The 11678-nt window shown below is 72.0% G+C and carries 10 protein-coding genes, 1 tRNA gene and 1 pseudogene; 7 read left to right on the forward strand and 5 right to left on the reverse strand.

The features are described from left to right. Positions 1 to 794 (forward strand): annotated as a pseudogene (locus ELI80_RS09980) (IS5 family transposase); the annotation flags it as partial. 207 nt (positions 795 to 1001) lie between these two features. Here ELI80_RS09980 and ELI80_RS09985 read toward each other — a convergent pair. Next, positions 1002 to 1075: transfer RNA gene (locus ELI80_RS09985), tRNA-Cys, on the reverse strand. A 158-nt stretch (positions 1076 to 1233) separates the two neighbouring features. Between ELI80_RS09985 and ELI80_RS09990 the strand changes: the two genes are divergently transcribed. From ELI80_RS09990 to ELI80_RS10000, 3 genes are read left to right on the forward strand one after another with little or no spacing between them, the layout of a single operon-like run. Next, positions 1234 to 1914, forward strand: coding sequence for a protein-L-isoaspartate O-methyltransferase family protein (locus ELI80_RS09990; protein WP_136651388.1), 681 nt, complete (start codon positions 1234 to 1236; stop codon positions 1912 to 1914). Beyond that, entirely contained in the window at positions 1911 to 3299 is a 1389-nt protein-coding gene (locus ELI80_RS09995) for a TolC family outer membrane protein (protein ID WP_136651389.1), read from the forward strand. Before ELI80_RS09990 ends, ELI80_RS09995 begins: the two co-directional genes overlap by 4 nt. Positions 3300 to 3326: 27 nt before the next feature. Beyond that, on the forward strand, positions 3327 to 4226 hold the full coding sequence (locus ELI80_RS10000; protein WP_136651390.1) for a hypothetical protein: 900 nt from the start codon (positions 3327 to 3329) through the stop codon (positions 4224 to 4226). 409 nt (positions 4227 to 4635) lie between these two features. On the opposite strand, the gene ELI80_RS10005 is transcribed toward ELI80_RS10000, so the two are convergent. Genes ELI80_RS10005 through surE form a run of 3 tightly spaced genes read right to left on the reverse strand, consistent with a single transcriptional unit; the run spans position 4636 to position 7465 of the window. Then, positions 4636 to 5940 carry a M23 family metallopeptidase gene (locus ELI80_RS10005; RefSeq protein WP_236641432.1) on the reverse strand — a complete coding sequence of 435 codons (1305 nt, stop codon included), beginning with the start codon at positions 5938 to 5940 and terminating at the stop codon, positions 4636 to 4638. 41 nt (positions 5941 to 5981) lie between these two features. Then, a complete protein-coding gene (locus tag ELI80_RS10010) occupies positions 5982 to 6674 on the reverse strand; it encodes a protein-L-isoaspartate(D-aspartate) O-methyltransferase (RefSeq protein WP_136651391.1) in 693 nt (230 codons plus the stop codon). Further along, complete coding sequence (gene surE / locus ELI80_RS10015) at positions 6671 to 7465, reverse strand: 5'/3'-nucleotidase SurE (RefSeq protein ID WP_136651392.1); 795 nt, start codon at positions 7463 to 7465, stop codon at positions 6671 to 6673. Before surE ends, ELI80_RS10010 begins: the two co-directional genes overlap by 4 nt. A gap of 386 nt (positions 7466 to 7851) precedes the next feature. Between surE and ELI80_RS10020 the strand changes: the two genes are divergently transcribed. From ELI80_RS10020 to copM, 3 genes are all read left to right on the forward strand, one after another. After that, complete coding sequence (locus ELI80_RS10020) at positions 7852 to 8760, forward strand: sulfite exporter TauE/SafE family protein (RefSeq protein ID WP_136651393.1); 909 nt, start codon at positions 7852 to 7854, stop codon at positions 8758 to 8760. A gap of 2 nt (positions 8761 to 8762) precedes the next feature. Further along, complete coding sequence (locus ELI80_RS10025) at positions 8763 to 9599, forward strand: TIGR02186 family protein (RefSeq protein WP_136651394.1); 837 nt, start codon at positions 8763 to 8765, stop codon at positions 9597 to 9599. A gap of 94 nt (positions 9600 to 9693) precedes the next feature. Further along, positions 9694 to 10155: a CopM family metallochaperone gene (gene copM, locus ELI80_RS10030; RefSeq protein ID WP_136651395.1), complete on the forward strand. Its 462-nt coding sequence runs from the start codon at positions 9694 to 9696 to the stop codon at positions 10153 to 10155. Between the two features lie 225 nt (positions 10156 to 10380). Here the strand turns inward: copM and ELI80_RS10035 are convergent, their stop codons facing one another. Then, positions 10381 to 11562, reverse strand: coding sequence for a pyridoxal-phosphate-dependent aminotransferase family protein (locus ELI80_RS10035; protein ID WP_136651396.1), 1182 nt, complete (start codon positions 11560 to 11562; stop codon positions 10381 to 10383). Positions 11563 to 11678 lie beyond the last annotated feature (116 nt).

Consider the following 11678-nt stretch of genomic DNA (forward strand, 5'->3'; position numbering starts at 1 on the left):
CGATCACTCCCTGAACCCGGCAGGGCAGTCAGGCCGGACGCTTACGATAAATGTGCTGTTCGGCATGGCGCTACGGCAAACGACAGGGTTCGTTGAGAGCCTTCTGCGGTTGATCGGTCCGGACCGGGCCGTGCCTGATTTCAGCACCTTGTCGCGTCGCCAAAAGAACCTGAAAGTGAACATTCCCCATCGTGGATCGGACGGTCCGCTGCACCTGCTGATCGACAGCATTGGCATCAAGGTCGAGGGTGAGGGGGAGTGGAACGCGCGCAAGCATGGCGGCTCCAAACGTCGGGTCTGGCGCAAGATCCACATCGGAATCGATGAGAAGTCGCTGGAGATCCGGGCTGCCGGGTTCACCACAAGCGACGTGGGCGACGCCCCGATGCTGCCCGAGTTGCTTGACCAGATTCCGCTCGATCAGGAAATCACCAGCCACCGCAGATGGTGCCTTCGACACCCGCAAGTGCCACGACGCCATCGCCGCCCGTGGAGCTGCCGCGATCACCCCGCCCCGCAAGAACGCCAAACTCTGGAAACCTGACATCGCCGGGGCCATCGCCCTTAACGAAATCCTGCGGACATCCAAGCCTGTGGGGCGAACCATCTGGCGACGATGGAGCGGTTACCACCGCCGAAGCCGAGCTGAAACAAAGATGCACTGCATCAAGCTCCTCGGGCAGCGCCTGTCCGCGCGGGACTTCGACCGTCAGGTTGCAGAGTTCAAAGTCCGCGTAGCCGTTCTGAACGGCTTCACCGCACTCGGCACACCCGTCACAGAGGTCGCAGGATAAGCTGTACGGGGAACGGGGCAGTCCAGTCAGAAGCCGATTTGTTCAACAGAGCCGTTCGTGGACCCCGGCGGCAGCGATGGTCAGCCGGATGAGGCGCGGATTCGCATGGCAGTAGGTCGCCAGAAGTTCATAGAAGCAACGGAACAGAAATCGGAGCGCGACCACAGAAGCGGCGGGAGCATATGCAAGAAGAACGGGAATGTGACCTGGAGGCGGGTACCGGAATCGAACCGGTCTTCACGGATTTGCAATCCGCTGCGTAACCTCTCCGCCAACCCGCCGCCGTGAGGTGCTGACCAGATAGGCCATCGCGGACCGGCGTGCAAGCGCGGCACGCCGCCGGACATGGCCCGGCGCGGGTGCGCCAGGGCGCCGTTGCCCCGCAGGCGCTTTCGTGGCAAGAACCGCCCAACGCCAGCAGCAGCCAAGGTTTCGCCGCATGCCCGATTTCGCCCAGCGCCGAACCACGATGGTCGACACCCAGGTGCGGACCAACGACGTGACCCGCTATCCCGTGATCGCCGCGATGCTGCAGGTCCCGCGAGAGAACTTCGTTCCCGACGCCCGCCGCGAGGTTGCGTATTCGGGCGAGAACGTGGAGATCGCCCCCGGGCGCGTGCTGCTCGAGCCGCGGACCTTCGCCAAGCTGATCGACGCGCTGGATCTCAAGTCGGGCGACCTCGTCATGGACCTGGGCTGCGGCCTGGGCTACTCGGCCGCGGTCCTGTCGCGGATGGTGCAGGCGGTCGTCGCGATCGAGCCGGACGCCGACATGGCCGCGCAGGCCGGGCGGCGGCTTGCCGCCGAGGGCGCCGACAACGTGGCGGTCGTGAACGCGGGGCTGGCCGAAGGCGCGCCGGCGCACGGGCCCTACGACGCGATCCTCGTCAACGGCGCGATCGGGGTGCTGCCCGACGCCATCGCCGACCAGCTGGCAGAGGGCGGCCGGATCGCCGCGTTGTGGCGCGACGACACGGACCCCGCGGGCCGCGGCAGGTCCGGGCTGGGCGTCGCCCGGCTGGGCTACAAGATTGACGGCCTCATCAACTGGCGCTACGCGTTCAACGCCCACGCGCCGGTCCTGCCCGGCCTCGCCAAGATCGAAGGGTTCGTGTTGTGAAGACTTCATTCCGACGGCTTGTCCTGGCCCTGACGGTCGCGATCGTCCCCGCGCTGCCCGCCTCGGCCGAATCGCTGGCCGACGTGCTGGTCGCGGCCTACCGCCACTCGGCCCTGCTGGAACAGAACCGCGCCGTGGTCCGCGCCGCGGACGAGAACGTGGCGCAGGCCATGTCCGCGCTGCGGCCGGTGGTCCAGTGGGCGGCCTCGCACAGCTTCCGCCAGGTCGAGGGCGCGGAGACCGTCGCGACCACGCTGCAGCTGGTCGCGCAGATGACTCTGTTCGACTTCGGCCGCAGCCAGCTCGCGATCGACATCGCGAAGGAAAACGTCCTCGCCACCCGCGAATCGCTGGTCGCGATCGAGCAGGACATCCTGCTGGACGCCGTGGACGCCTATCTCCGCGTCCGCAACGCGCAGCAGCAGATCAGCCTGCAGCAGAACTCGGTCAACCTTCTGGGGCAGGAGCTCCAGGCGGCGCGCGACCGCTTCGAGGTGGGCGAGATCACGACCACCGACGTGTCGCTGGCCGAGGCGCAGCTAGCCGCCACGCGCGCGAACCTCGCCGCGGCCGAGGGCAGCCTGGAAATCGCGATCGAGGCGTTCGTCGCCTCGGTCGGGCGCAGGCCCATCGACCTCGATCCGCCGCCGGCGCTGCCCAAGCGGCCCGAATCGCTCAAGGCGGCGCAGGCCGTCGCCCGCCGCACCAATCCCGGCGTCCTGCAGGCACAGCGGGCGACCGCCGCGGCCGAGCTGCAGGTGGCCGCCGCCGCCGCCGAGCGCCGGCCGACGCTGACCGGCAACGCCGGGCTGTCCGCGACCCGCGCCCCGCAGACCAGCCTGTTCGGCAGCGGCGACCAGGAAATCACCAGCACGCTGAGCGCCGGTGTCGAGATGAGCCAGACGCTTTATTCGGGCGGCCGGCTGCCGTCGCTGCACCGCCAGGCGATGGCGCAGCGCGACAGCGCCCGCGCGCAGCTTCTGGACGCGGCGCGGCAGGTCGATCTTTCGGTGGGAACGGCCTGGGCCAACATCGACGTGGCCCGCGCGCAGATCTCGGCCACGGACGAGCAGATCTCGGCGGCCCGGCAGGCCTACGAGGGCGTGCGCGAGGAAGCGACTCTGGGCGCGCGCACGACGCTGGACGTGCTGGACGCGGAACAGGACCTGCTGCAGGCGCGGGCCGACCGGATCACGGCAGAGACCAACCTGCAGTTAGCACATTATCAACTATTGGCCGGTATGGGTTTGTTGACGGTAGAAGACCTCAACCTGGGAATCCCGACCTATGACCCATCGGCCTATTACGGCGCGGTCCGCGACGCGCCCTACACCAGCACCCAGGGCGACAACCTGGACCGCGTGCTGCGCGCGATCGGAAAGTGACCTGACCCCGGCGCGGGCGGTGGCGTGATGACCGACCTGTCGTCGTTTCCCCGCCGTTCGCCCGAGCCTGCCGGTCCGGAAAGCGTCAGCGACGTGCTGGCCTCGATCCGGCGCCTGATCGCGCAGGATGACGGCAGCCGCTTCCGCCGCGAGCCGGCCCCGCCGCGCCGTGCCGCCGTGGCCGAGCCCGAGGTGAGTGTCTCCGGGACGGGTGTCTCTGTCGTGGACGACCCCGCGCCTTCGGCCCGGCTCGCCCCGGTCCCCTCGGACCCCCTTCCCTCGCATCCCGGCCGGGCGGCCCCGGTCGAAGCCGCGCCGCTGCGGCTTCACAGCGCCGCGCTGGTCGCCCCGGCCGATCCCACCCCTGCCCCCGCCACGGTCGAGTTCACACGGCCGCGCCTGCGCCTCGCGGCGCTGGCGGGGGCGTTGTCGGAGGAGCCGGAGGTCGTGCCCGCCCCCGACGCCGAGCCGGCAGCGCGTGCGAACGGCGGTGCCGCGGCCGATCCCGCCCCGATGGTCGAATGCGTCGCTGCAGATGCCGCGGCCGGGACCGCCGCCGATCCTGAGCCGGAGAAGGGCATCCGTTCGGCCGCCCCCGCCTGGCCGGCACGCCCCGCGGCGGCGCCGGCGGCGCATCCCGCAACGTCCGCGCCGGCACCGGAACCTGCCGCATCCGCGGGACCCGCTGCCGCGCCACCGCGCCCGCGCGTCCCTGATCCGGCAGACGACAGCACCGCGCTGCACCTGTTCGCCCCCGCCGACGAGGACATCCCGAACGGCTCCATCCTCCGCAGCCTGCTGCGCGAGTCGATCCGGCAGGAGCTTCAAGGCGAAATGGGCGGCCGCTTCAGCCGCAACCTGCGCCGGGTGATCCGGCAGGAGGTCGCGTTTGCAGTGGCCGAGGCGATTCGCGCCAGGGACGCGTGACGCAGGCCCGGGCGACCCCCGGAACAGCGCCGGTCGAGGAAGCGGTTACTTCTCCGACTGGCGCCGTCGGCGATCCGCCGGTGGGGAGACACCGGGACGGCGCTGCCGCGCCGTTCAGGACTGAAGCGGATCTTGGAGAGGGATTCCCGTTGCCGCCACGTGCGGTCCCGTGAAGATGTGGGCCGGCAGAGGCGCGCCGCCACCCGTCAATTGCCGGCACGCGCCGCGCTCGAGACCAGCCGCCCTCACCAGCGCGCCTTCCCCGGCATGCACATCGCCACCCTTTCGGGCGGTGGTCCCTCGAAGTCCAAGCTTGTGAAGCCCCGCCGGATGTCGAAGCAAACACTGTCCAAGGAGCGGGCGGTACCCATCGCCTCACCGTGGCAGCCGCCCTTTCCCGACGGCAGTCTTACAGATACCCCTCGGGATCCACGCTCTCGAAGCCGCGCCGGACTTCGAAGTGGACGCTGCCGGAGGAGCGGGCGGTGCCGATCGCCTGGCCCGCGCGGACCTTCTGCCCCTTTTCGACGGTCAGATTGTCGAGCCCGGCATACACCGTCAGCAGGTCGCCGTCGTGGCGGATCACGACGATCGGGACGCCGTCGGTGTCGCGGGTGATCGCCGCGACCGTGCCGCTGCCGGCCGCCTTGACGGTCGCGCCCGCGGGGGCGGCGATGTCGATGCCTTCGTTCTTGCCCTTGCTGTAGGCGCGCACGATCGCGCCGCTCACCGGCATGGACAGCCTGCCGCTGCCAGACGCGGCGGTGCGGGTCGCGCCCAGGTCGGGCGCCTCGCCGCGGGGGGCGGGGCGCGAGGCGGGGGTGGTGCGCTCGCTTGGCAGCGGGCTCGACGCAGAGGGGGGCAGCGGCGTCGGGCTGCCCGCGCCGGGCGCTGTGACTGCCGCCTGACGGGTCCCGGCGGCGGGGGGCACGGCCAGCCGCTGGCCCAGCCGCACGGTCATCGCCTCGGGCAGGCCGTTCGCGGCGGCGAGGGCCTGCACCGACACGCCGTACTTGCGCGCGATCGACCACGCGGTCTCGCCCGCGACGACGGTATGGCTGCGCGCGGCAGCCGCTGCCGGCGCCTGCGCCGCGGTACCGGCTGAGGCGGTCGGGGCCGAGGCGGTCGGGGCCGAGGCCACCGGCGCCGAAGCGGACGCCCCCGGAGCGGACGGGGTCACCGGCTTCACGGGCTCGATCCCCGGCTGGCGCACGCCCTGGCCTGCATAGGGGTCGGTGACCTGCGCCGCCGCGGCGCCGCCGGCCGCGCCCGCACCGATGCGGCCGAGGCCGGGGATCCTGAACTGCGGCATGCGCGAGGCCGCCGGCATCTGCATGCGTCCGGCGGGGTTCGACGTGGCGGGCGCCGCCGGCACCTGGACGCGCGCGACCGGATTGGACGTCGCGGGCCCCATCGCCGAGGGCCCCGAAGTCGCTGGTCCCGAAGTCGCGGGTCCCGAAGTCGCAGGCCCCATCGGCGCCTGCGCACGCGCCATCGGGTTCGACGTGGCCGGACCCATCGGCACCCCGCCCGCACCCATTCCGCCCGCGCCCATCCCGCCGGCCCCGATCCCGCCGGCCCCGATCCCGCCAGCACCGGGCATCCCCACCCGGCTCATCATCTGCCCGGGCCCCATCGGCTGGCCCGTCGGCGTGCAGCCGGCGGCCAGCGCCAGCACCGCCAGCGTGAGCCCGGTCTTCCTTGAAATCCGCATCGCTGCCCGTCCTCGTTCGCCGTACTTGTTGTTTGCGGGGGTCATGTCTGTCCCAACCCCTCGACCAGCGGCACGAACCGCACCTGCCTGAGCTCGTCGTAGCGGAATCCGTCCGCCATCCGCGTCACCCGGATCAGCGTCTGGACCGCGTCGGACTGCCCGACCGGCACCACCATGATACCGCCGATCTTGAGTTGCGACAACAACGGCCCCGGAGGGTCCTCGGCCGCGGCGGTCACCATGATGCGATCGAACGGCGCCTGTTCGGGCAGGCCGCGCGACCCGTCCGCGACCCGCGCGGTGATGTTGGACAGGCCGAGCTGGCGGAACAGCGCCTCGGCCTCGACCACCAGCCGGCGGTGGCGGTCCACGGTCAGGACCCGGCGGCACAGAAGCGACAGGATCGCGGCCTGGTAGCCCGACCCGGTCCCGACCTCCAGCACCGTGTCGCGGGGGCCGATGTCCAGCGCCTGCGTCATCAGCCCCACCACCGACGGCTGGCTGATGGTCTGGCCGCAGACGATCGGCAGCGGCGTGTCCTCGTAGGCGCGATCCTCGAAGTGGCCGCGCACGAAGGCGCCGCGGTCGATCCGCTCCATCGCGTCCAGGACCCGCGGGTCCGTCACCCCGCGCGAGCGCAGCGCGAACAGGAAGCGCATCTTCTGCTCGCCTGGCCCGTCGCCCGCGCGCGGCCCGTCCGGATCGTGATCGTCGTCGCCCGTGCCCGCGCTCATGCCTCGTCCAGCGCCTCCTGCAGGGTCCTCAGCGACGCGTGGCAGGTCAGGTCGGCGCGCATCGGGGTGACGGCGACGTAGCCCTCCATCAGCAGCTCGACGTCGCTGCCGGCGTCGGCGCGGGCCTGCTGCGAGCCGCCGGTGATCCACAGGAACCGCTTGCCGCCGGGCGAGATGTGGGGCGCCACGCCGAAGCGCACCCCCGCCCGCCTGCCCTGGTGGCCGACGCGGATGCCGCGGACCTTCGCCGCGGACGTCGCCGGGAAGTTGATGTTGTAGAACAGCCGGAACCCCGGCCCGCTCGACCAGTCGCCCAGATCGAGCAGTCGCCGGATCGCGCGGGGACCGTGGACGCGCGCGGCCTCGAACGGATCCTCGAGCCCCTGCGTGCCCGGCCCGAGGTACTGCGACAGCGCGATCGCCGGCAGGCCCTGCAGCGCCGCCTCCATCGCGCCGCCGACGGTGCCCGAATACATGACGTTCTCGCCCGCGTTGTTGCCGCGGTTCACGCCCGACAGGACGAGATCGGGGGGCGAGTCCTTCATGATGTCGGCCACGCCCGCCATGACGCAGTCGGCCGGGCTGCCCTCGGCCGCCCAGCGGCGAGGCCCGAGCTCGGCGATCATCGTGGGGTGGGTATAGCTGATGCAGTGGGCGACGCCCGACTGCTCGAACGCGGGCGCGACGACCCAGACCTCTCCGCCCGGGCCCGCGACCTCGGCCGCGATGGCTTCCAGGGCGGCAAGGCCCGGCGCGTTGATGCCGTCGTCGTTGGTGATGAGTATCCGCATCTGCCCGCCTGTCTTCCGCCGCCCGGGGCGCGGCCGCAATGCCGTGCCCGGACCCCCGATCCGCCCCTTCTGCTTACCCGCAGGGCCGCGCGGCGCGCAACCGCCCGCGCGCGGTCGGGCGTGAGCGGTCGGGCGTGAGCGGTCGGGATGCGCGGACGGGCGGTGAACGGTCCGCCCGCGCTGTCCGGGGGCGAGCGGACGTGGATAAGCGGGCTTGGGCAAGCGGACGCGGGCAAGCGGACGCGGGCAAGCGGACGTGGGCAAGCGGACGTGGGCAAGCGGACGTGGGCAAGCGCGCGGGCCGCGCGAGCGCCCGTCCGCGGGCAGATCGACGTTTGACGCGGCCCGCGCGCCCTTGCAAGATGCGCCAACCCAGCGGGCAGCGCATGCAGTTCTTCCTCCCCATCGCCGAGGTCTCGGTCAACGCCTTCGTCCTGATCGGGCTGGGCGCCATCGTGGGCCTGATGAGCGGGCTGTTCGGCGTCGGCGGCGGCTTCCTGATCACGCCGCTCCTGTTCTTCATCGGCATCCCGCCCCCGATCGCCGTTGCGACCGGCGCCAACCAGGTCGTGGCCTCGTCCATGACGGGGCTGCTCGCGCATCTGCGGCGCGGGGCGGTGGACATGCGGATGGGCTGGGTGCTGCTGATCGGCGGGGTGGTCGGATCGTTCCTCGGCGTCGGCGCCTTCAACATGCTGCAGCGGCTGGGGCAGGTCGATCTCGTCGTGCAGCTGAGCTACGTCGTGTTCCTGGGCTTCATCGGGCTGACGATGCTGCGCGAAAGCGTGGCCACCCTGCGCGCGACCCGGCGCGGGACGGTCGCGCCCCGCCGGCGCGCGCACAGCTGGATCGACGGGCTGCCCTGGCGGATGAAGTTCCGGAAGTCGGGCCTCTACATCAGCGTGATCCCGCCACTGGCCGTGGGGGTCGCGGTCGGAATCCTCGCCGCGATCATGGGTGTCGGCGGCGGGTTCGTGATGGTGCCGGCGATGATCTACCTGCTGGGGATGCCCACGCGGGTCGTGATCGGCACCTCGCTGTTCCAGATCGCGGCGGTGAGCGCGTTCACCACCCTCATGCACGCGATCAGTTCCAACACCGTCGACATCATGCTGGCCGTGCTGCTGATCGTCGGCGGCGTCGTGGGGGCGCATGTCGGCACCCAGATGGGCGCGCGGCTCAGGGCCGAGCAGCTGCGGATCCTGCTGGCGCTCCTCGTGCTGGCGGTGTGCTTCAGGCTGGCGCTGGGGCTGCTGCTACCGCCCGACGACGTGTATTCGCTGGCGTCGGGCTGAACATGGCGCGCGCCCGGCTTTTCGTCCTGGCCTTCGCCGCGGCGCTTCTGCTGCTGGCCGCGCTGCCGCCCGCCCTGCGGTCGCAGACCGGCGCGCCGCCGCCCGTCCGCACCCAGGCCGAGGGATCGACCGAGCGGGTGGTCGCGGGACTGTCGCAGGACGCCGTCTCGATCACCGCCGACTTCACCGGGTCCGAAATCCTCATCTACGGCGCGGTCAAGCGCGACAGCGCGCCGACGGACGAAGGCCCGCTGGGGGTGATCGTCACCATGCAGGGGCCGCCCCAGTCGGTGAAGGTGCGCAGGAAGGAACGCCGGTTCGGGATCTGGATGAACACCTCGTCCCTCGTCATCAGCGCGGCGCCCGACTTCTACGTCGTGGCGACCAGCGGGCCGCTCGACGACATGCTGCTGCCGTCCGAGGACCTGCAGCACCGCATCTCCATCCCGCTGGCGCTGCGCGCCCTGGGCGAGCAGGTGCAGGTGGCGAACGCGACCGACTACACCTCGGCCTTCCTGCGCCTGCGCGAGCAGCAGGGCCGCTACCGGCTGGACGAAGGCAGCGTGCGGCTGATCGAGGACACGCTGTTCCGCGCCGACATCGCGCTGCCCGCCGCGCTTATCGAGGGGCAGTACAAGGTCAGCATCTTCCTGACCCGCGACGGTCACGTGATCAGCACCTACAGCGCCCCGGTCAAGGTCGCGAAGGTCGGGCTGGAACGCTGGCTCTACCGGCTCGCGATCGAGCGGCCGTTCTGGTACGGGCTGATGTCGCTCGCGATCGCGGTGGGCGCAGGCTGGGCCGCGTCGGCCGCGTTCCGGCTGTTCGGGCGGAAGTGATCAGGCAGACGTGATCGCGCCACCGGACCGTCCCGCGAACCCGCCGTCAGCGCCGGCGCGTTGCGCCAGACCCGAAGCTTAGGGAGAACCCGACATGACCGCACCCCGCACGATGCTTCTCGCCTGCCTGGCGCTGGCGCTCGCCGGACCGGCAGCGGCCCAGCAGCCCGCCGCGCACGACCACGCCCACGACCACGGCAGCATGCCGGCACCCGCCGCCGGGCAGGCCCCGGCCGCGCCGGCCGCCGCGGCAGCGCAGGCTTCGGCCGCGGCGCAGGACAGCCCGTCGACCGCCGCCTACCGCGCCGCGATGGAGCGGATGCACGCCGACATGATGATCGACTACAGCGGCAACCCGGACGTCGACTTCGTCCGCGGCATGATCCCGCACCACCAGGGCGCGGTGGCGATGGCGCGGGTCGAGCTGGAGCACGGCACCGACCCCGATCTGCGGAAGCTGGCGCAGGAGGTGATCGACGCGCAGCAAAGCGAGATCGCGTTCATGGAGAAATGGCTCGCCAGCAACGGCGACAAGATGCCCGCCGACAGGCCCTGAGCGAAGCGGGCCGCAGACCCCTGCCAGCGTAAGCGTGGCGGGGGTTTCCGCAACGGCGTTCAGGCGCCGGCGGAATCGACAGCGCCACGATCCCCGCTTGGATGAGGGACCGTCGCAGGCGCGTCACGCCTGCTCCAGCGCCGCAATTGTTCTCGCCCCGTACAAGCGTGCGGGATCGACAGCGCGGTCACCCGCGCCTGCATGACGGCCCGCCGCAGGCGCGCGTCACGCCCTCGCCAGCGCCGCGATGGTTCCCGCCGCCGCGTCCAGGCCCCCCGGCCCGTGCGGGATCGACAGCGCCGTCATCCCCGCCTGCATGACGGCCAGCACGCCCAGCACCATGTGCGCGCTCGCATGGCCCATGTGCGCGATCCGCAGCGCGTTGGCCGGCTCCGCCGCGCCGAGGCCGATCCCCAGCGTCACGCCCGCGTTGTCCGCGCACCAGCGCCGCAGGCGGTCGGCGCCGGGCAGGTTCACCGCCGTCACCGCCCGCGACCGCGCGGCCGGGTCCGCGACGTTCGCGGCGATCCCCGTGGCGCCCTGCCCCCAGGCGTCCAGCGCGGCCCAGACCGCGCGCGCCAGCCCCTCGTGCCGGGTCCACGCGGATGGCAGCCCCTCCTCGTCCAGGATCATCGCCAGCGCCTCGGCCAGGCCGTAGAGATGCTGCACCGGGGGCGTGCCGCCCCAGAAGCGCCAGACCTCGCCGGGGGCGGCGTTCGCGCGCCCGGTCCAGTCCCAGTAGGGCGAGGCCGTGGCCCGGCTTTCCCCCACGCGGTCGGAAAACCACACGAACGCCAGCCCCGGCGGGACCATCAGCCCCTTCTGGCTGGCCGAGACCAGCACGTCCACGCCCCAGTCATCCATCCTCAGCTCCTCGCAGCCGAGGCTCGCGATGGCATCGACGGCGAACATGGCCGGGTGGTCGCCCATCGCGGCCCGCAGCGCCCGAAGGTCGGCGCGCACGCCCGAGGCGGTGTCCACGTGGCAGACCAGCACCGCCCTGATCCTGCCGTCGCGGTCCTCTGCCAGCCGGTCGGACAGCCGCTGCGGGTCGGGCGCGGCGCTGTTGCCGAAATCCATGATCTCGACCTCGACCCCGCGGGCGCGGGCGGCGCCGGCCCAGCTGCGGCCGAAATGGCCCGCGGCCAGGACCAGAGCGCGGTCGCCCGGCGAAAACAGGTTGGTGTTCGCCGCCTCCCACCCGCCATGGCCGTTGCCGATATAGGGCGCGACGAAGTGCCGGGTGCCCGCCAGACGCCTGAGACCCGCCATCACCTGCGCGTTCAGGTCCACCAGTTCGCCTTCGTAGATGTCGGGCGCGGGCCGGTGCATCGCCCGCAGCACCCGGTCGGGCACCGGCGAGGGGCCGGGGATGGCAAGGACGGGACGGCCGGCGGCGAAGGTCATCGAACACCTCGGGGCGATGGTGGATTGCGGATGCCGGGTCATCGGTAGGCGGGCGCTGACGCCGCGTCAATCTTGCGGCATGGGGCGGGGCGGCGGCATGGGGCGGGGCGGGTGGC

The sequence above is a fragment of the Paracoccus aeridis genome (genome assembly GCF_004923205.2).
Classification (GTDB): domain Bacteria; phylum Pseudomonadota; class Alphaproteobacteria; order Rhodobacterales; family Rhodobacteraceae; genus Paracoccus; species Paracoccus aeridis.